Consider the following 21,387-nt stretch of genomic DNA (forward strand, 5'->3'; position numbering starts at 1 on the left):
CTGCTCTATACTATTGCGCCTTGAGAGGTGTCACACGTGCAAATAAAGGACTTATTTACGAAGAAGAAATATGCGACTATACCTTCGGAACCCCGCAAGCGGGAAGTTCCGGAGGGCTTGATGAATAAGTGCTCCAAATGCGGCACGATTCAGTACAGCAAAGAGCTCGAAAAGAATTTAAAAGTATGCTCTTCCTGCGGCCATCATCATCGGCTAAGCGCATGGGAGCGTATAGCATTGACGCTGGATGAAGGACATTTGTTAGAATACGATGCGAATATGGAATCCGTCGATCCGCTAACCTTCCCTGGTTATGCCAGCAAGCTTGAGCAGCAGAGGAGCAAGTCGAGCCTTCGCGAAGCTGTTGTAACGGGAGAAGGAACGATCGGCGGTTTTCCGGTTGTCGTTGCTGTGATGAGCTTTGATTTCTTCACCGGCAGTATGGGATCCGTTGTTGGAGAGAAGATTACTAGAGCAATCGAAGCGGCTCATGCGAAGCAGCTGCCGCTTCTTATTTTCTCTACTTCTGGCGGCGCCCGGATGCAGGAAAGTATTTTAAGCTTGATGCAAATGGCCAAAACGAGCGCAGCGCTTTCGAAATTTCAAGGCGCAGGCGGTTTGTTTATTTCGATTTTCACCGATCCTACTACAGGCGGGGTTTCGGCAAGCTTTGCGAGCTTGGGCGATTACAATTTGGCCGAGCCTGGCGCGTTGATCGGCTTTGCCGGTCGGATTGTCATCGAACAAACGATTCGCCAGAAGCTGCCGGATGACTTCCAGACAGCCGAGTTTAATTTGCAGCACGGCCAGTTGGATAAAGTCGTACACCGCAAAGATATGAAGCCTACGTTAGCAAAGCTGCTCGATATGCATTGCGTAAGGGAGGAAACATCCTATGGCGGGTGAGCTGCCTTTTGAAAAACCGCTGAACGATTTGCGGCAGAAGGTTACCGAGCTGAAGACCTTGAGCGTGGAGAAGGGAATTGACTTCTCCGAGGAAATTTTGGGACTGGAGCAAAAATGCAAACAGCTTGAAGAAGAGCTGTACAGCGAGCTGTCTCCGGCTCAAAAAATGCATATGGCGCGCCACCATCAGCGTCCGACTTCGCTTGACTACATTCAAACCGTATTTACAGATTATATGGAGCTTCACGGGGATCGTCTGTTTGCGGACGATCTTGCCATTGTTGGAGGACTTGCCAAGCTTAACGGCGTTCCAGTTACTGTAATCGGACATCAGCGGGGCAAGGATACACGCGAGAACATCGCTCGCTTCTTTGGAAGCCCTCATCCTGAAGGCTTCCGCAAAGCTTTGCGGCTTATGGTGCAAGCGAACAAGTTCAAACGGCCTATTATTACCTTTATTGATACGAAGGGTGCTTATCCGGGCAAAACTGCTGAGGAGCGTGGACAATCGGAAGCGATTGCGCGCAATCTGCGGGAAATGGCCGGCTTCGGCGTGCCTATCATTTGTATCGTTATCGGTGAAGGCGGAAGCGGCGGTGCATTGGCATTAGGCGTCGGCAACCGTGTACTTATGTTGGAAAATGCAATTTATAGCGCCATTTCGCCAAACGGAGCAGCATCGATATTGTGGAAGGATGCCTCTAGGGCGGATCAAGCTGCTGAAGCTATGAAAATTACGGCTAAAGATTTGCTTGAATTTGGCGTAATCGAAGACATCGTTGCTGAACCGCAGGGAGGCGCTCATAAGGATTGGGCGTTCCAAGCGGAGCAAATCAAGGAAAAGCTATGGCTGCATCTACAAGAGCTAATGCAAATGAGCGCTGAGCAGCTGATTGAGGATCGCTATAATAAATTCCGTAAGGTCGGCAAGTTCAAAATGGTTGAGGAACCGCTCGAAGCGCCTAGTGCGCCAGTTGACTCCAAAATTGGAGAAGCAGCCGATGCAGCGGATCAATCTCGCGAGCAAACGCCGGAAGCGACTTCGACGATTCAGTAAATTATATGTAAAATTGATTTTTTCACTGTACAAGCAGTGGGGTGTCATGTCAGTATAGTATAGAATTCAGGCAATATACGGAGGAAACTTACATGCGTAAAACTAAAATCGTTTGTACCATCGGTCCATCCAGCGAATCGTTGGAAAACACAAAGAAACTAATTAAAGCAGGCATGAACGTTGCCCGTCTTAACTTCTCTCACGGAGATTTCGAAGAGCATGGCAATCGTATCAAAAATATCCGCATTGCGAATGCCGAGCTTGGCACTTCAGTAGCGGTTCTGCTTGATACGAAAGGTCCAGAGATTCGTCTTGGCAAGCTGAAGGAAGAGCCTATTGAATTGAATCAAGGCGATACCATTACGCTTACGACGGAAGACATTTTGGGTGATCGCAATCGTGTTCCAATTACGTACAACAACCTTCCAAACGATGTAACAATCGGTTCGACTATTTTGATCGACGACGGCTTGATCGGATTGACGGTAGAAGAGGTTCATGGAACTGAAATCGTATGCCGTATCGTAAATAGCGGTCCAATTAAAAGCAAAAAAGGCGTTAACGTGCCAGGCGTAAAAATTTCGCTTCCTGGTATTACAGAGAAGGATGCGAATGATATCGTATTCGGTATCGAGATGGGCGTAGATTTCATAGCAGCTTCTTTCGTGCGTAAAGCAAGCGACGTGCTTGAAATCCGTGAGCTTCTTGAGCGCCACAATGCGGGTCATATCCAAATCATCTCCAAAATCGAAAACCAAGAAGGCGTAGACAACCTTGATGAAATTCTTGAGGTTTCTGACGGCCTAATGGTAGCGCGTGGCGATCTCGGCGTTGAAATTCCAGCTGAAGAGGTTCCGCTCGTACAAAAAAACATGATTAAAAAAGGCAACCGCGTAGGCAAGCCAGTTATTACGGCTACACAAATGTTGGATTCCATGCAGCGCAACCCGCGTCCGACTCGTGCAGAAGCGAGTGACGTTGCAAATGCAATTTTCGACGGTACGGATGCAATCATGCTATCCGGCGAAACGGCTGCAGGAAGATACCCAACGGAATCGGTACAAACGATGGCACGTATCGCAGAGCGCGCGGAAGCGGCTTTGGAATACCGTGAAATTTTCACTAAACAAGCCAATGCACAACAAACTTCGGTTACAGAAGCGATCAGCCAAGCTGTTGCCAACTCTGCTCTTGATCTAGGTGCAAAAGCGATTATTACTTCCACACAAAGCGGCTTTACAGCGCGCATGGTATCGAAGTACAAGCCTAAGGCTCCAATCATCGCGGTAACGACAGATGAGAAGGTGTTGCGTCGTCTATCTCTCATTTGGGGTGTATTCGCCGTGCTTGGTCCTGATGCGGATACAACGGATGAAATGTTCGAAAACGCGGTAAAAGGCGGCATGAGCACAGGCTTCCTAAGCCTTGGCGATACAGTTGTCATTACAGCAGGCGTTCCTGTAGGCCGCGCCGGCACAACAAACCTAATCAAAATTCATCATATTGGTGAGCTTTTGGCACAAGGACAAGGCATCGGCAGCCAAACGGCTATCGGCAAAATCGTTGTCGCTCGTACACCAGAGGAAGCTATCGCGAAAACGACCGAAGGCTCTATCTTGGTTACGATCTCCACCGACAAAGAATATATGCCTGCATTTGAGAAGGCTGCTGCCGTTATTACGGAGCAAGGCGGCATTACCAGCCATGCTGCAGTAGTAGGCCTTAACCTTGGAATTCCTGTTATTCTTGGAATTGCAAATGCAACAGATTTGCTTGAGGATGGCATGGAAGTAACCATCTATGGCGAAACTGGCGTTATCTATCACGGCCAATCGAAAGTACTGTAATTAGAGCAGCTGCTTTCTCAATAACTATAGGGTACGAAAGCTGAAGCGAGGGTGTTTGCACCCTCGCTTTTTGCTAATTACATATGTTTTATGTAAGCTTATTGTAAATGGGTTAGGGAGGTTCAGTTATGCTTTCAGCTTCCGGTTGGTTCATGCACCCCATACGCGTTCGTTATCAGGAAACCGATCAAATGGGTGTTGTTTTTCATGGGAATTATGTTACATGGTTTGAAATTGGACGTACAGAATGGATAAGAAATGCTGGCTACAGCTACAAAGCGATAGAGGAACGCGGCCTGCTGCTGCCTGTTGTGGATTTGCAATGCCGCTATGTGCTGCCTGCTCGTTATGATGATATGGTTCTCGTATGTACACGAGTAGCAGACTACTCGCCTGTACGGCTTTCCTTTGAGTCTCAAATTAGAAGGGTAGCGGCTTCCGACTTTCATGCCTCTGAATTTGAAGCAGGCAAACCATTGCCCGGAGAGCTATTAGTCGAAGGCGGCACCAAACATGTATGGGTTAATGCAGATTGGCAGCCGGCACGCTTAAACAAGGTGATGCCAGAGCTCTACGAGCTGCTGCTTACGAAGTAAGTTTGCTTCGCAAACAAGGCGTATGCTTACGAAGTAAGTTTGCTTCGCAAACAAGGCGTATGCTTACGAAGTAAGTTTGCTTCACAAACAAGGCGTATGCTTACGAAGTAAGTTTGCTTCGCAAACTTTTAGGAGGTCAAAATCATGTATAAATGGCTATTGGCTGTCTTTATCATTGTACCGATCGTTGAGCTTTTAGGAATTTTTCAAGTAGGCAGCTGGATTGGCGGCTGGTATACCTTTTTTATACTGATTATTATGGGACTGGCAGGTGCTTATTTAGCTCGTGCAGAAGGGCGAAAAGTATGGGGAGAGGCTCAGCGTCAAATGCAGGCGGGGCAAATTCCCGGACAGTCGCTCTTGGACGGTTTATGCGTGCTGGCAGGGGGATTATTGCTGCTTATGCCAGGATTTATTTCCGACATCTTGGGCGTTACGCTGCTTATTCCGGCAACACGTTCCTTTTACAGGCAAATGATGCTGCACTGGATTGAAAAAAGATTAAGAAACGGCAATTTTAAGATCGGAAAATTCTAATATTTACGTTACCTTTACAAAAGGTTAACATGGCAATAATAGTCATGCTTCATAATAAAATAGATATTTGTCGTTTCTTGTCACTTTTTTTATAGAGTGATCAGCGCTGTCGCGTATTAATCTTACAAAGCAGTATTGATCTGCAAACAGAAGCGTACACATTAGAAGCGTGATTATTTCGCATAATTACTCAGGGGGCGTGAGAAATGACCAAGCTTTTGTCAAACTATGTAAACCGTGACTTAAGTTGGATCGAATTCAACCGAAGAGTTCTTCAAGAGGCTCAGGATCTCAACAATCCATTGCTTGAAAGGGTTAAGTTCTTGGCGATTGTATCCAGCAATCTGGATGAATTCATGAGTGTGCGGGTTGCGGGCATACAAATGCAGATGAGAGCCGGCCTGTCGAAAATCGATTTTACAGGTTATACGCCGTCCGGTCTGTGGAAAAGGCTGATAAAGCGAGCAACGCAAATGGTTCACGATCAGTACCGCACCTACAGGGAAGTATTTCGTTCCTTAAGCCGTGAAGGGATCTTTATTCGTTCGATCGATGAGCTGAATGTAACACAGACCAAGGCGGTCTCGGACTATTTTCACGAAATTGTATTTCCTGTACTTACGCCTATGGCTGTCGATCAGAGTAGACCATTTCCGCTCGTGCACACGAAAGAATTGTATTTAGCCGTGCTGCTTAGACAAGAGGAGGACCCGTCTGAGGAGGAGCCTTTTTTTGCAATTGTGCAGGTGCCGTCCATTTTGCCAAGATTTGTTCCCGTTCCAGGAAGAATCAACAGCAAGAAGACGGAATTTGTTCTTCTTGAGGATTTGATCGAAAAATTCATTGATACATTATTTAATGGCTATATCCCATTCTCTGTAAATCCGTTCCGGTTGACACGCGATGCCGATATAACGCTAAACGAGGAGGATGCAGATGATCTGCTCGAGGAAATCGAGAAGGAGCTGCGCCGCCGTCGTTGGGGTATTCCCGTAAGGCTTGAGGTGGCAAAGGGCATGCATCCTTATGCGCTCGAAATGCTGACGGAAGAGCTGGAGATTGAAGATAATTTATTTGAAATTGACGGACCGCTTGATCTAAGCTTTCTAATGAAATTTGCAGGTGCCGTACCTGGAAATGACAATTTGCGATATGAGAAGCTGGAGCCCGTTTACCCAAGAGAATTTGATGAAACAGATGATATGTTCGAGGTTATCCGTCAACGCGACGTGTTGATGTACCATCCGTACGAATCATTTGATGCTGTTAATGATTTTGTGTTGCAGGCGGCTTACGATCCAGACGTGCTGGCTATCAAAATGACGTTATACCGCGTCAGCGGCCAATCTGCGCTCGTCCAAGCGCTGGCTAAGGCAGGAGAAGCAGGCAAGCAGGTAACGGTCGTTGTGGAGCTTAAGGCTCGGTTTGACGAGGAGAGGAATATCGCTTGGGCGCGCCAGCTGGAGAAGGCGGGTTGCCATGTTGTTTATGGCTTGGTCGGCTTAAAGACGCATGCCAAAATTTTGCTCGTCGTTCGGCGAGAGCAAGGGACGCTTCACCGCTATGTACATGTCGGTACGGGCAACTACAACGACAGTACAGCTACCTTGTATACGGATATTGGACTGTTCACGTCACATCCTATAATCGGTGGGGACGCATCGGCTTTGTTCAACGAAGTAACGGGATACTCAACGCCTTATGAGTGGAAGGCCTTTGGCGTTGCTCCATCGGATTTGAAGGAGAAGCTGTACCGTCTCATTGACCGGGAGAGAGAGAATGCGTTAGCAGGGAAGCCGGCGCGCATTATCGCCAAAATGAACTCCTTATCGAATCAGGAAATGATCGATAAGCTGTACGATGCATCTCAAGCCGGCGTGAAGATTGTGCTTATCGTCCGCGGAGTATGCTGCTTGCGGCCAGGTGTTCCGGGACGCAGTGAAAATATTCAGGTCATCAGCATCGTTGACCGCTTCCTCGAGCATTCGAGAATTATGTATTTTTATAATGACGGGGAAGAGGAAGTTTACTTGTCGAGCGCAGACTGGATGACTCGCAATTTAACGCGGCGGATCGAGCTGATATGTCCTGTATTTGATGAGACGCTCAGACAAATTCTTATCAAGATGCTGGAGCTTAATATCAATGACAATGTAAAGGCTCGCGAACTGCAGTCGAACGGTACTTATGAACACATTTCCAGTGAAGATAAGCAGCCGTTCCGCAGTCAATTCGAGGCAAAGGTTATATCGTTGTGGAAGGGACATGCATAGCTGTATAGTCAAGTACTGGCAATACGCTCCACAGCTTCTTGAATTCAGAGCTCAGCTCCTCGACCTCGCGGCGCTCGACATCCAGCATGCCTCGAGGTTGAATGGGCCGCAGCAGCAGCTGGCTGCCGGATAATTGGACGTTCAGCTGCGCGATTGCCTGCGTCTCCGTTCGATCGAGTGCTGTAGAGAGCTGAAGCAATGCACCAAGCTTATAAATAATATCAAGGTCGGTCTCGTTAAGCAGCTCCTTATATTCGGATATGTGCTGACGAGCCCGGCCTTTGCTTTTGTAAGAAGCGATAGCTGCTGTCATAATCATCTCCCTGTGGCTAAGCCCATTCAGCTGGGAGTTGATGATGAGGTAGAAGGAGTGTCTCGCATATTCGTAATAATCGATGGAGGCACCGATACGAAACAGCTGCGACGCCGTATCAAGCAGCACCCTCGTTTGCGGCGGCAGAGGATGTACATAATTCAGCACATCGAAGAGCTCTAGCGATATCCGGTTGACCTGCTGCACATGCTGCTTCGGCGCTGCCGGATGCAGAGCGCTCAAATTTTTAAGACTAAAATTAAGCACATCATCTTGCTTGGGATGATTCGGGAAGCGTGTCGCATGGAATAATCCATCACGCAGACCTGCCCCGCAAATTCGGTAATATGCCGACTTAGTTGCCCGAAACAAAACGCGCAAAATAGCAACGCCAGGCACTACGACATCAGCGCGGTCTTTGGACAAGCCTGGCAGCTTGCGCCTTTTGTCTAGCGGCAGCTTGCGCATTTGATGAAACAGTTCATCGACCTGATCGCTTGTTGCCGGATAGTTATGCGTTTGCGGGAACGGGTATTTATAAGCGAATTGATGCATTTTGCCGAGTGCGCGCACGGTACCGCCTACTCCGACAAGAGGCAGTCCAGCTGTTTCCCCAATCCAAGGCTCATTACGAACAGCTTCTGATACAAGCAGCTCAAGCGCCTTCAATTCCTCATCCTGAAGCAGCCCTTTTGATCCGAAGCGCTTGTTAAGGCTTACGCAGCCAAAAGGAAAGGATACGGAACGAACGAGCGCGCGATTGCGAAACAAAGAAAGCTCCGTGCTTCCGCCGCCGATATCGATTAAAAAACCGTCCCGAATATTAATCGAATTAATCATGCCGAGAAAGCCGTAGGAAGCCTCGTCCTCTCCGGATAGCAATTCGATGGTTAGACCCGTTGCTGTTTTTATGCGATCGAGTATTGCTGTGCGGTTTTTGGCGTTTCGAATAGCAGCTGTTGCGACCGCGCGAATGTGGCTTGTATGATTATGTGTGCAAATCATGGTAAAATGATTAAGTGTGTCGATTAGCTCCTCGATTGCTGTCCCCGGCAGATCGCCGTTTTCATCAATTTGTTCGCTTAGTCTGGCAGGCCGTTTACTGCTATCAGCAACTCGATGAGCACCATTTGCAGTCCTTTCGTATACGACGAGCCGGACGGAGTTGGAGCCTATGTCGATAATTCCAATGCGTTGTTCTGTCATGTAGCGCCTCCAATGCGGCAAATTTTGCTCAGAAAGTTCTCTTTGTGACATTTTACCACTATATTCGTTTCTGTTAAAATAGTTTATGCTGCGGCTAAAAATAGAGCGAATAGGGAAAAATGCAGCTGGAGCATACGATACGATGTGGTGAGAGACTAATCGAAAAAAATATTAATGATGTCGATAAAGCATTTTTATGTCTCTATTTGTTCACTTCACCGCCGAAATCATTTATGATTAAAGGCGATGGTACAAATAACGAACCCTTTTTATTGTTAACAAACGATATCCAAGTTAAAGGAGAGAGAACGATGACAGCAACTAAAGGTCTGGAAGGAATTGTTGCCGCGGCGTCGTCCATCAGCTCAATTATTGATGGCGTACTGACATACCGAGGTATCGATATTGACGATCTCGCAGAAAACGCTACCTTTGAAGAGGTCGCATATCTTCTATGGTACGGTAAATTACCTAATCGTTCCGAGCTTGATGGACTGCAAAAGCAGTTGGATCAATATGCAGCCGTTCCTCAAGGCGTGCTTGATCAAATTAAACTATATCCAAACGACACAAACTCGATGGCTGCACTGCGCACAGCGGTATCAAGCCTGGCATTGTACGACAGCTCCGCTAACGATATGACTCCTGAAGCGAATCAACTGAAAGCAATCAAATTGCAGGCGCAGCTGCCTACGATTATTGCTGCTTTTGCACGTATTCGTCAAGGGAAAGAACCGGTAGCGCCAAAGCAAGGCGTATCAATCGCTTATAATTTCCTATACATGCTTACAGGGAACGAGCCTGCTGAAGTAGCTGTTAAAGCACTTGATCAAGCGCTCGTTCTTCATGCTGACCACGAATTGAATGCATCGACTTTTGCTGCACGCGTTACGGTAGCTACATTGTCTGACATTTATTCGGGCGTAACTTCCGCGATCGGCGCTTTGAAAGGTCCACTTCACGGCGGCGCTAACGAAGCGGTTATGGTTATGCTGGAAGAAATCGGTTCAGCAGCTAACGTTGAGAGCTTCATTAACAACGCTCTTGCGAACAAAGTTAAGATCATGGGCTTTGGTCACCGCGTTTACAAAAACGGCGATCCACGCGCAAAACATTTGCAAAAAATGTCACGCGAGCTCGGCAAGCTGACAGGCAATATGGAGCTTTACGAAATGTCTGTCAAAATCGAAGAATTGGTAACGGGACAAAAGGGCTTGAAGCCAAATGTTGACTTCTACTCCGCATCCGTATACACGACGCTTGAAATTCCACGCGACCTGTTTACGCCAATTTTTGCGATCAGCCGTGTATCAGGTTGGAGCGCGCATATCCTTGAGCAATACCAAGATAACCGCTTGATTCGTCCGCGTGCAGATTATGTAGGTCCAGTTAACGCGAAATACATTCCGATTGAACAGCGTTAATCGCTAAATTAAGTTACAATGGATGGAGAGGGCAGACGCGAACGGGCTGTTCGCTCTTCTCCTTCATTGTGAAATATAACTAATACATACCTGCACAACGGTAGGTACCATTCTAAGGAGGATTTTATTCATGGCTCAGTTCGAAAAATTCGCGCTTCCAACAGAAGGCGAGCAAATCACAATAGACAACGGTGTACTAAACGTACCTAACAATCCTATCATTCCTTTCATCGAAGGCGACGGCACAGGCCGCGACATCTGGAAAGCTTCGAAACGCGCACTTGATGCAGCGGTAGAGAAAGCTTACAACGGCGAGAAAAAAATTGCTTGGTACGAAGTATTTGCCGGCGAGAAAGCATTCAACGAATACGGCGAGTGGCTGCCTGCTGATACACTTACAGCAATTCGTGAGTATATCGTTGCAATTAAAGGTCCTTTGACGACGCCTATCGGCGGCGGTATCCGTTCTTTGAACGTTGCTCTTCGTCAAGAGCTTGATCTATACACTTGCCTGCGTCCAGTTCGTTACTTCACTGGCGTTCCATCCCCTGTAAAACGTCCTGAGCTTGTTGACATGGTTATCTTCCGTGAAAACACAGAGGACATCTACGCGGGTATTGAGTACCAAGAAGGTTCCGCAGAAGTGAAAAAAGTAATCGAGTTCCTTCAAAATGAAATGGGAGCCAACAAAATCCGCTTCCCAGAAACTTCCGGTATCGGCATCAAGCCAGTATCCAAAGAAGGCTCGCAACGTCTTGTTCGCGCAGCGATCGAGTATGCAATCAAGCACGGCAAGAAATCCGTTACGCTTGTACACAAAGGCAACATCATGAAATACACAGAAGGCGCGTTCAAAAACTGGGGCTACGAAGTGGCAGAGCAAGAATTCGCTAACGAGACTTTCACATGGGGCGAATACGATCGCATTAAAGAAGCTCAAGGCACTGACGCTGCTAACCAAGCACAAAAAGATGCAGAAGCTGCTGGCAAGCTGATCATTAAAGACGCAATCGCAGACATCGCTTTGCAACAAGTTCTTACACGTCCAACTGACTTCGATGTTATCGCAACATTGAACTTGAACGGTGACTACTTGTCCGATGCACTAGCTGCACAAGTTGGCGGTATCGGTATCGCTCCAGGCGCTAACATCAACTACTTGACTGGTCATGCAATCTTCGAAGCAACACACGGTACAGCTCCTAAATACGCTGACCTTGATGTAGTAAACCCGGGTTCCGTAATCCTTTCCGGCGTAATGCTTCTTGAGCACCTAGGCTGGCAAGAAGCGGCAGACCTTATCTATAAAGGTATGGAAGCTTCCATTAACAACAAAACCGTTACTTATGACTTCGCACGCTTGATGGAAGGCGCAACAGAAGTAAAATGTTCCGCTTTCGCAGACGAAATCATTAAAAATATGTAGTCTTATCTTCCATTGTATAAGGGAACCGTTTGATCCCCATAATCTTAGTATGGTTTGCGTTTTATCTATTTCTGGTTTGTGTGTAAGGTTTGGGTGGAATGGCGTCCCGCAGGTCTTGGAATCACGTCCCGCAGGGGCAGATTCCCCTCCACGCACAATCGTAAAGCGTGTCCAGCAGGGACGAAAGCGATCCATGCTCCAAAGTAGCACAAACGCACCGGTTTTTCTCTTACTTTAGTCCAATTAGCGGGTGTCCAGAGGCGCAGCGCCTTGGGGTCCTCCCTTGGACGGGAGGATTTAGGTGGGTTCGAAAACGCACTTTGGAGTGTTGGCTCCCTAAAAAAAAGGGGGTCAAAGGGGTCTCCCCTTAAATTAAGCAATGTGACGGGAGGATTTACACAAGATGGCTATTAAACGCAAAAAAATTACAGTCGTTGGAGCCGGTTTTACAGGCGCTACTACAGCGCTTATGCTTGCTCAAAAAGAGCTAGGCGATGTTGTTCTTGTTGATATTGCACCTCTTGAAAACCCAACTAAAGGTAAAGCGCTCGATATGCTTGAAGCAACTCCAGTACTTGGAGTGGACGCTAACATCATCGGTACTTCAAACTATGAAGATACAATAGAATCCGATGTTGTCATCATCACAGCTGGTATCGCTCGTAAACCGGGCATGAGCCGCGACGACCTTGTCAGCACAAACGCTGGCATCGTAAAATCCGTTTGCGAAAACATCAAAGCGACTAGCCCTAACGCTTATGTCATCATCCTGAGCAACCCGGTTGATGCTATGACTTACGCGGCATTCCAGACGCTTGGTTTCCCTAAAAACCGCGTAATCGGCCAATCCGGCGTTCTTGATACAGCTCGCTACTGCACTTTTATTGCACAAGAGCTTAACGTATCTGTTGAAGACGTTCGCGGCTTCGTGCTTGGCGGACATGGCGACGATATGGTTCCACTCGTTCGTTACTCGAACGTTGGAGGCATTCCAATCGAGAAGCTTATCTCTGCTGAACGCATTGAAGCAATCGTACAACGCGCTCGCGTTGGCGGCGGCGAAATCGTTAACCTGCTTGGCAACGGCAGCGCGTACTATGCGCCTGCAGCTTCTCTCGTGCAAATGACTGAAGCGATCCTTAAAGACAAAAAACGGATCATTCCGGTTATCGCTTTGCTTGAAGGCGAATACGGCTATGACAACCTGTTCATGGGCGTTCCAACAATCATTGGCGGCGATGGCATCGAGAAAGTGCTTGAGCTTGATTTGACAGCTGAAGAGAAGGCTGCTCTTGATAAATCTGCTCAATCCGTTCGCAACGTCATTCAAGTAGTAACAGGCCAATAAGCGAGCTTACTCGCTGATTATAAAAGAATGCGTTTGGGAGGACCCTGACAGAATGCTGCCAGGGTCCTCTTGTTTATTTTTACAGAGGAGGGACGAAGATTGATCGAACAAGCGAGGCAAGCTTTAAAACGAGTATACGGCTATGACTCCTTTCGCAAAGGACAAGAGGATATTATAGCGGGAATATTGAACGGACGAGACACGCTGGCTATTTTGCCGACAGGCGGAGGGAAGTCGATCTGTTATCAAATCCCTTCAATGCTGCTGCCAGGTACGTCGCTTGTTATATCCCCGCTCATCTCGCTCATGAAGGATCAGGTTGATGCACTGAGGCGTGTAGGGGTGTCGGCAGCGTTTCTGAACAGCTCGCTTGGTGCAGCCGAATACCGGGAAGTTATGCGCAGTAGCATGCAGGGTGAGTATAAGCTGCTTTACGTTGCGCCTGAGCGGCTGGATGCGCCGATGTTTCAATCATTATCCGAGCAGCTGCAAATTCCGCTCATCGCTATAGACGAGGCCCACTGCGTATCCCAGTGGGGACATGACTTTAGGCCAAGCTATCGCCAGCTTGCTGGCTGGATAGCAAGAATGAAGGATCGGCCGCTTGTTGCAGCCTTTACGGCTACGGCAACGAATGAGGTAGCGCTCGACATTTCAGAAATGCTCAAGCTTCGAGATCCTAGCGTTTTTGTAACCGGCTTTGCAAGGCCAAATCTATCGCTTTCCGTCGTTACGGGCGTGGATAAGAAGAAATTTCTTGAGAGCTATGTGGCTGAGCGCAAGGAGCAATCGGGCATTATATATGCTGCTACTAGAAAAGAAGTCGAGAACGTATATGAGCAGCTTACCCGCAGAGGCATTTTGGCGGGTAAATATCACGGCGGACTCTCCGATACGGAGCGCGCCGATACGCAGGAGAAGTTTAGATTTGATGAGATTCGCGTCATGGTTGCGACGAACGCTTTTGGCATGGGCATCGATAAGCCCAACGTCCGGTACGTGCTGCATTGGCAAATGACCAGCGATATTGAATCGTATTACCAAGAGGCGGGCCGTGCCGGAAGGGATGGAGAGGAAAGCGAGTGTATCCTCTTGTTCGAGCCAGCCGATATGCAGGTTCAGCGCTTCCTGATTGAGCAGGGCACTGGCGATACGGATCGCAAATCGATTCAGCTATCCAAGCTGCATACGATGATGAATTATAGCCGAACGCAGCGCTGCCTGCAGCAGTTTATCGTTGATTATTTTGGAGAAACTGGCGTAGAGGCTTGCGGCAAATGCAGCAGCTGCCTCGATAAGAGCGAGCCGGTTAACCGGACGGAGGAAGCGAAGATGGCGCTCTCCTGCGTCGGACGAATGAAAGGCCGCTTCGGCGTAACGATGGCAGCCAAGGTGCTGAAGGGCTCTCGCGACAAGCGTTTGCTTGAATTCGGTCTGGACCGCTTGTCCACGTACGGACTTATGCGGCATTTGCCCGAGAAGGAAATTGTGGATTGGCTTTATTGGCTCGTATCGGAAGGCTATTTGAAGCTTAGCGAGGGACAATATCCAGTCGTCTCTTTAACGGCGAGCGCGCTTCCGGTTCTTGAAGGCCGCGAATCGATTATGCAAAGAGTTCGAGCGACTGTCCGGCAAGCGGCGTCAGCCGATTACGCGAACGCTTCCCCGCTATTCGATGCGCTTAAGCAATGGCGCAAAGAGAAAGCAGCCGTGGAAGGCGTGCCGCCGTTCATGTTATTTTTTGACGCGACGCTTCGGGAAATTGCGAATGTACAGCCGCAGACGGTAGATCAGCTGCTAGGCGTGAAGGGGATTGGATCAGCGAAGGCTGAGAAATACGGAGAGGACTTGCTCTCCATAATTCAATCGTTTGGAGGCGAGGGTGCCTCGTCTGGAACGAGCTCTGCAGCTCCTAAAGCTGCGCCTAAAGCGACGGTCTCTTCTACTAAAAGAGCGGCGGGAGACGAGGAGCCGAGCTATTTGACTACGCTTGCGCGGTTTCAAGCCGGCATGGAGCCGGATGATATTGCGAAGGAGCGCGGTTTAAGCAGAGTAACGGTTGAGGGGCATTTAATTCGCTGCGCCGACGAGGGCGAGGAGATCGATTGGAGCCGCATCATACCTGCTGAATACGAGCAGCTGATCGTTGATGCGATTGGAGAGCTTGGGAATGAGAAGCTTCGGCCGATTAAAGACGCTTTGCCTGAGGAAGTCACTTATTTCGCCATTCATGGCGTGATGAGCAAATATGGATTTAAGGCTTAAGCTATAAACCAACGTATTGATAGCGTAGTCATTTGAAAAAAATCTCGTTTCTGATAAACTATTTGTTAGATACAATTTTGGCAATAGCGGGTCGTTGATTACGCTTTACCAAAACAGGAGGAGTTAATAATGTTTAAAGTAATGTTGTTTTTGCATGTGCTAGGGGCAGCAGGGATGGGATTTTATATCGTGCTCCCAATCATGGTTGGAAGAGCATCCAAGCTAGCCGGAGTTGGACAAGGCGGTCTAGCGGACGGTTTGCTGTCAGCTAATCGCATCGCCCAGTATTTCCTGATGCTGCAGCTGTTGACAGGCGGTTACTTGATGTCGCAGGCTGACTATACCGTAACATGGATGGTTATTATTATCGTTCTATTCCTGGCAATTGCCGCACTTGGCGGGATTATTTCCAAACCGCTTAAGCTCGTCGTTGCTTCCATTAATGACGGCAAAAGCGCAACGGCGCATATTAACAAAGCACGCGTTATGAGCATCATCGTGTTGTTGCTTTATATCGCTATCATTTACTTCATGAAATTTCCGATGTATGATGGCCAATAAAAAATCGTAGATTATATTTCGCTGTAGGGGGATTGCAACGTGCATGAAACATCGCCGCAAATTGTAACGTTTGGCGAATCAATGGCTCTGTTTATGCCGCAGGAGCATAAGTCTATCGAACGTGCTGCGACGCTTGAACAGAGCTTCGGCGGAGCGGAAAGCAATGTCGCAATTGGACTTGCGCGACTTGGTTCCTCTGTAGGCTGGTTTGGAGCACTAGGCGATGATCCGTTCGGCAAAATTATTTTGAAAACGCTGCGCGGCGAAGGCGTGGACGTATCCCGGGCTCAGCTTAGCGCAGATGCGCCGACGGGCATGATGTTCCGCGAGCATGTAGCGGGCAGATTAGCCGTCCATTACTTCAGAAAGCATTCGGCTGCCAGTCGCATGATTCCTGAGCAGCTTGACGAAAATTACATTCGCGGAGCAAAGCTGCTTCATGTCACTGGCATTACTGCAGCGCTCAGCGAGGATTGCCGCAGGACGCTTCGCCGTGCAGTCGACATCGCAAAAGACGCTGGCGTGCTCGTCAGCTTTGATCCAAATTTGCGCCTAAAGCTGTGGTCCATCGAGGAAGCACGAGAAACGCTTTTGCCGCTTGCAGCGGATGCGGATTATTTTTTGCCGGGCTGGGATGAGCTTAAGCTATTGTACGATACAGATGACTATGAGCATGTCAAAGGCGAGCTTTCGAAATTGAAGGCAGTCTCCATTATTAAAGGCAGAGGCGATACAACAGTTGTATTGAACAACGGCCAAGAGGAAAGCTTGCCATTCTATCCGGCTGAGCAGGTTGTGGATACGGTTGGTGCGGGAGATGGTTTCTGTGCGGGCTTTTTGGCTGGCATCATGAAAGGATTGTCTCCTGTTGAAGCAGTCCGTCTTGCCAGCATCAACGGATCGCTGGTTGTACAAATGAGAGGCGACTGGGAAGCATTGCCGGAGTGGGATGTCGTCGAGCAGCGGATGTCCGCTAAAGTGTGGGTGGAGCGCTGACAATGGCTGATTTGAACGGGTCCAAAGGGCAGCGCCGCCGAGAGGCAGTACTGCAGCTGCTGAAGCAGCAGGGACGAGTAACGATAACGGAGATGGTCGAGCGCTTCGGCTGCTCTGAAGCGACTGCGCGTCGCGATTTGGAGCAAATGGAGGCTGATTATCCGGTAATTCGCACCATTGGCGGAGCGATGTACGATGGGATGAATTCCGTTCGAGATCTGCCTTTTGCCGAGAAGGAAGGGCTGTCGATTTTGGAGAAGGAGCGAATCGCCGAGCTAGCTGCTTCATTAATCTACGAAGGCGATGTCATCGCGCTCTCCGGCGGTACAACTAACTTCTTAATCGCGAAGCTCTTAAAATCCCGCAAAGGCATAACGGTCGTAACCAATGCGGTTAACATTGCGATGGAGCTGGCGGGTAGCGATATTCAGGTTGTCGTAACCGGAGGCATTATGCGCCATAACAGCTTTGAGCTATGCGGACCGCTGGGCGAGGGCATGGTTGCCCATTTGCATATTGGGAAAATGTTCATCGGCGTTGATGGTATTTCAGCCTCAGGCGGCATCACGACCTACTCAGAGCAAGAGGCGCAAATCGCCAAAGCACTCATAAAACGTTCGCAGGCAGCGTATGCCGTATTCGATCATACGAAGACAGGCCGTACCTCGCTCTTCTCCATCGCTTCCTTAACGGAGCTTCGCGGCGTCATTACCGATGTTCCCCTTACAGATGAGCTTGAAGCTGCGGTTGAACTGCACGGCATTTCCGTTCATGTGACGGGATAGCGCGAATTATAAAAGGCAGGACTATTTCATAAGAGTTACGTTTTATGGGCGGATCCCCAATTAAAATGCGAAAGAGCCTCCAAAACCACTGAACAAGTGGGGTTGGAGGCTTTTTTATAGGATGGTTCATGCTTGGGAGTGGGGGGATATGCTTAAAAATTTTAAAGAGACTTTTTAGGATCGCTCTCTGGATTATTCGTATCAGAAACAACCTAAAGTCAGCTTTAAGCACGCATTTGCGCTTACGGCCAACAAATCCAGACTAGTAGTAGAAGGATTGCGAATGAAAAAAATACCCTGGCGGCCATTTAATGACCTCCAAGGTATACGTTAAGCTGCAGTATTACTGCGCTTCATAAACGGAGCGGCCCTGCACCCAGGTCTGCTTGACGTTCAGATTCGCATCGGTCCATACAAGGTCTGCTTGCTTGCCGCTTGCTATGGAGCCTGTACGGTCGCTGATGCCGAGCTGCTTCGCTGCATTGCCGCTGGCAAGTCGGCTGACCTCTGCGATCGTTAAGCTGGAGTTTTCAAGAATAAAGCGAACAGCGCCGATCATCGTGAGGCAGCTCCCTGCGAGAGCGTTGCCTTCAAGCAAGCGCGCTTCGCCGTCCTTCACGATTACGGCTAAACCGCCCAAACTGTATTCACCGTCTGACATGCCGGCTGCAGCCATCGCATCGGTGATGAGGATGACCTTATCCTGTGGCTTCGCTGCAAGAACGAGCCGGATCGCTGCCGGATGCACATGAATGCCGTCAGCGATGAGCTCGGCTGCAATCCGGTCATCGGTAAGTACGGCGCCAAGCGTTCCGGGCTCGCGATGATGAAGGCCGCGCATCGCATTAAACGTATGAACCGCCTGTGATAGACCGGCATTCGCTGCAGCAATTACTTCATCATAGACAGCATCGGTATGACCGCATGCTGTATTGATGCCTTGCTCAGCCAGCCAAGCTATCGTCTCGATAGCGCCGTTTTTCTCTGGTGCTAGCGTAAGCTGACGGATGAGCTCGGGCCATTTTGCATGCCATTGCTTCATCCATTCAAGCTGAGGATCTTTAATGAAGATTGGATTTTGCGCACCAGGCCATTTTTCACTAATGAAGGGACCTTCCAAATGAACGCCGTACAAAGCTGCATAAGGCATTTCGCTGCTGCTGTAGTCCGAAACAGCTTGCAATACATCCTCTATTGCGTCCTTTGCTGCGGTCATTGTTGTAGCCAGCATGCCCGTCGTTCCTTGCGAGGCATGAAATTTAGTAATCGTGTTAAAGCTTTCGCGGCTCGCGTCCATAAAATCAGCGCCGAAGCCGCCGTGTACGTGAACGTCAATAAAGCCTGGCAGCAGAAAGCCGCCTTGACCATCTATTGTAGGAAGCTCTTTTTTCACTGCTCCTGCTGATTCCTTGTCGTCCTCCGAAATGACCTGAGCTATTTTACCATCTTGAACGACGACGCTTCCGGTAATGACTCGGTCCTCTAGTACGATATTCACATTGTGAATGAGCCAGTTAGCAGAGCTTGCTGTCATTTAATCCAACATCCTTCCAGCCTCGCGATCGAGCAGTACGATTACGCGTGCATGTGTTTGCAGCAATGAGGCTGGCACGTTTGTGGTGATTGGTCCAGTCAATGCTTCTTTAACGATACTTGCTTTGTCCGCCCCGCGAACAGCCAAAACGATTGTGTTTGCTTTCAATATCGAGCCTACGCCCATTGTAATTGCATATTTAGGCACTTCGTCCATAGAAGCGAAGAAGCGCGCATTCGCTTCAAGAGTTTCCTGCTTCAGCTGCACAGCGTGAGTGCCGCCCGATAGATTGACATCAGGCTCGTTAAAGCCGATATGTCCGTTATGGCCAAGACCAAGCAGTTGGATATCTACCGGCTGTGCCTCAAGCATAGCATCATAACGAGCAGTTTCCGCATCAAGTTTCTCTGCCATGCCGTTAGGCAAATGGGTTTGATCCGCAGGGATATCGATATGAGCAAATAAATGCTTATTCATATAATAAGCATAGCTTTGATCGTTTTCAGCCGTCAGGCCGACATACTCATCCAGATTGAACGTCGTTACATCCTTGAAGCTAACCTTTTTTTGATTGTATGCCTCTACTATTTTGTCATAAATTCCGATAGGTGTCGATCCTGTTGCTAGACCAAGCACTGCGTTAGGCTTCTCGTTTACGATGTTGATGAAAAGACTTGCTGCGTAAGCATCCAATTCCTGTTGTGAATCAAATTTTATAATTTCCATTTGACTGCCTCCTTGATGGATTCGTTACTTTTATTTTATATGAGTTTCGATCGTTTAACAATATAAAATGATTGTAAAAATCAAATTTATGATTGCAAAAATCATTAATTTGAGGGATAGAGCATTGCAGAATGGCTAAGGATAGTTGAGAGAAATATGACCTTCTTTATAATGCCACACTTGCCGAAGGTACTATTTTATTCCGATGTCCGAGAGATGACAGAATTTAGGAAGGCAAATGAAAACACTTTATTCATAAATATAAAAATTCCATTTTAAGGATAAGGTGTATATTTATGAGCGTTATGTATCAAAGTCGTGGAGCAAGGAGCATGAATCAGAAAATTATGCTATGCTAGTAGGTAGTCGTTTTACACCATTGCACGGAGCTAAGGCACATAATAATTGATGAAGATAGAGAAGCGGAACGTGAGCTGCGCTGCCATAAAAGGCGCTAGCCGTTAGCGCTTGGGAGGAACAAGCATGACAGTAGATCAGCAAGCCGCAACCGCGAAGCGCAAAGGGGAGCATATACGCATTTGCTTGCAGGAGCAAGTAAACAGCGTTGGCATTGAAACGGGCTTGGAGCAATATCGCTTTAAGCATAATGCGCTGCCCGAAGTTTCCTTCAGCGAGGTGAGGCTGGATACGGAATGGTTTGGCAAAAAACTCGGTGCTCCGCTGCTCGTCAGCTCCATGACGGGGGGAACGGATGAAGCGGGCGCAATCAATCGACGTTTGGCTGTGGTGGCGGAGGCAAGAGGCTGGGCAATCGGTCTTGGCTCGATGCGCGCCGCAATTGAAAATGAGCAGCTTGCTGCTTCTTTCTCCATACGCAAGGATGCCCCTACCGTACCTGTTATCGCCAATATTGGCGCGGTTCAGCTTAATTATGGGTTCGGAATTGATTCCTGCCGCAAAGCGGTTGAAATTGCGGAAGCGGACGCGCTCGTCCTGCATCTTAATTGCATGCAGGAGGTGTTCCAGCCTGAGGGAGATACGGATTTTCGCAATCTGCTTCAATCGATTGAGCAGGTTTGCCAATCATTGCATGTGCCGGTTGGCGTAAAAGAGGTCGGTTGGGGGATCGATGCCGATACTGCAGAAGCGCTCGCTGGGGCAGGGGTTGCGTTCATTGATGCAGCTGGAGCTGGAGGCACCTCTTGGAGTCAGGTCGAGAAGTTTCGCTCGCAAGACGAGCTGAGAAGGCAGGCAGCCGAGGCGTTCACGGATTGGGGAATACCAACAGCCGAGAGTGTCATGGAGATTCGCATGCGGCTGCCGCATGCGAATATTATTGCTAGCGGCGGCCTACGGACCGGTGTTGACGCAGCGAAGGCGATAGCGCTTGGCGCTGATCTGGCCGGATTTGGGCGAGTGCTGCTTCCGCAAGCGGCAAACGGCACGAATCAGGTGTCGCAGGAGCAACTGCTTCAGCAATTCGAGCGTATTGAGTTTGAACTCCGGACGGCGATGTTCGGCATTGGGGCAGGCTCGATCAACGAGCTGCGCCAAACGAATCGACTGGTTCGCAAATAGAACAAGAGAGGGGTATCTTCAAGGTCCAATAGGACCTCGGAGATACCC

The 21,387-nt window shown here is 48.6% G+C and carries 17 protein-coding genes; 14 read left to right on the top strand and 3 right to left on the bottom strand.

Annotated features, from left to right (window positions below; translation table 11 throughout):
* Positions 1–36 precede the first annotated feature (36 nt).
* The 6 genes from accD to ppk1 all read left to right on the top strand — a co-directional run bounded on the left by accD (position 37) and on the right by ppk1 (position 7,216).
* Positions 37–906, top strand: coding sequence for an acetyl-CoA carboxylase, carboxyltransferase subunit beta (gene accD / locus AC1TPC_RS08235; protein ID WP_482066382.1), 870 nt, complete (start codon positions 37–39; stop codon positions 904–906).
* Positions 896–1,963, top strand: coding sequence for an acetyl-CoA carboxylase carboxyltransferase subunit alpha (locus tag AC1TPC_RS08240; protein ID WP_482066383.1), 1,068 nt, complete (start codon positions 896–898; stop codon positions 1,961–1,963). The genes accD and AC1TPC_RS08240 overlap by 11 nt, the downstream gene beginning before the upstream one ends.
* 92 nt (positions 1,964–2,055) lie before the next feature.
* Entirely contained in the window at positions 2,056–3,810 is a 1,755-nt protein-coding gene (pyk, locus tag AC1TPC_RS08245; RefSeq protein WP_482066384.1) for a pyruvate kinase, read from the top strand.
* 128 nt (positions 3,811–3,938) lie between these two features.
* On the top strand, positions 3,939–4,406 hold the full coding sequence (locus AC1TPC_RS08250) for an acyl-CoA thioesterase (RefSeq protein ID WP_482066385.1): 468 nt from the start codon (positions 3,939–3,941) through the stop codon (positions 4,404–4,406).
* Positions 4,407–4,550: 144 nt separating this feature from the next.
* The gene (locus AC1TPC_RS08255; protein ID WP_482066386.1) at positions 4,551–4,943 is read left to right on the top strand and encodes an FxsA family protein; all 393 of its coding nucleotides are present in this window, start codon (positions 4,551–4,553) and stop codon (positions 4,941–4,943) included.
* Positions 4,944–5,149: 206 nt separating this feature from the next.
* Positions 5,150–7,216, top strand: coding sequence for a polyphosphate kinase 1 (ppk1, locus tag AC1TPC_RS08260; RefSeq protein ID WP_482066387.1), 2,067 nt, complete (start codon positions 5,150–5,152; stop codon positions 7,214–7,216).
* On the opposite strand, the gene AC1TPC_RS08265 is transcribed toward ppk1, so the two are convergent.
* A complete protein-coding gene (locus AC1TPC_RS08265) occupies positions 7,188–8,735 on the bottom strand; it encodes a Ppx/GppA phosphatase family protein (RefSeq protein WP_482066388.1) in 1,548 nt (515 codons plus the stop codon). The genes ppk1 and AC1TPC_RS08265 overlap by 29 nt on opposite strands.
* A 311-nt stretch (positions 8,736–9,046) precedes the next feature.
* Between AC1TPC_RS08265 and citZ the strand changes: the two genes are divergently transcribed.
* The 7 genes from citZ (at position 9,047) to AC1TPC_RS08300 (ending at position 17,540) form a co-directional block, all read left to right on the top strand.
* Positions 9,047–10,159: a citrate synthase gene (citZ, locus tag AC1TPC_RS08270; protein WP_482066389.1), complete on the top strand. Its 1,113-nt coding sequence runs from the start codon at positions 9,047–9,049 to the stop codon at positions 10,157–10,159.
* 130 nt (positions 10,160–10,289) lie between these two features.
* A complete protein-coding gene (icd, locus tag AC1TPC_RS08275; protein WP_482066390.1) occupies positions 10,290–11,585 on the top strand; it encodes an NADP-dependent isocitrate dehydrogenase in 1,296 nt (431 codons plus the stop codon).
* 403 nt (positions 11,586–11,988) lie between these two features.
* Positions 11,989–12,933, top strand: coding sequence for a malate dehydrogenase (gene mdh, locus AC1TPC_RS08280; protein WP_482066391.1), 945 nt, complete (start codon positions 11,989–11,991; stop codon positions 12,931–12,933).
* Positions 12,934–13,032: 99 nt separating this feature from the next.
* Positions 13,033–15,198, top strand: coding sequence for a DNA helicase RecQ (recQ, locus tag AC1TPC_RS08285; RefSeq protein ID WP_482066392.1), 2,166 nt, complete (start codon positions 13,033–13,035; stop codon positions 15,196–15,198).
* A gap of 129 nt (positions 15,199–15,327) precedes the next feature.
* Positions 15,328–15,759: a hypothetical protein gene (locus AC1TPC_RS08290; protein WP_482066393.1), complete on the top strand. Its 432-nt coding sequence runs from the start codon at positions 15,328–15,330 to the stop codon at positions 15,757–15,759.
* Between the two features lie 39 nt (positions 15,760–15,798).
* Positions 15,799–16,755: a sugar kinase gene (locus AC1TPC_RS08295; protein WP_482066394.1), complete on the top strand. Its 957-nt coding sequence runs from the start codon at positions 15,799–15,801 to the stop codon at positions 16,753–16,755.
* A gap of 2 nt (positions 16,756–16,757) precedes the next feature.
* Positions 16,758–17,540, top strand: a complete 783-nt coding sequence (locus tag AC1TPC_RS08300; RefSeq protein WP_482066395.1) for a DeoR/GlpR family DNA-binding transcription regulator — start codon at positions 16,758–16,760, stop codon at positions 17,538–17,540.
* 343 nt (positions 17,541–17,883) lie between these two features.
* Here the strand turns inward: AC1TPC_RS08300 and nagA are convergent, their stop codons facing one another.
* Positions 17,884–19,074, bottom strand: coding sequence for an N-acetylglucosamine-6-phosphate deacetylase (nagA, locus tag AC1TPC_RS08305; protein ID WP_482066396.1), 1,191 nt, complete (start codon positions 19,072–19,074; stop codon positions 17,884–17,886).
* Positions 19,075–19,800: a glucosamine-6-phosphate deaminase gene (nagB, locus tag AC1TPC_RS08310; protein ID WP_482066397.1), complete on the bottom strand. Its 726-nt coding sequence runs from the start codon at positions 19,798–19,800 to the stop codon at positions 19,075–19,077.
* Positions 19,801–20,283: 483 nt separating this feature from the next.
* Here nagB and fni point away from each other — a divergent pair, with 483 nt between their 5' ends.
* Positions 20,284–21,339, top strand: a complete 1,056-nt coding sequence (gene fni / locus AC1TPC_RS08315; protein WP_482066398.1) for a type 2 isopentenyl-diphosphate Delta-isomerase — start codon at positions 20,284–20,286, stop codon at positions 21,337–21,339.
* The last annotated feature ends 48 nt before the right edge of the window (positions 21,340–21,387 follow it).

The organism is Paenibacillus sp. Y280 (assembly GCF_056786335.1).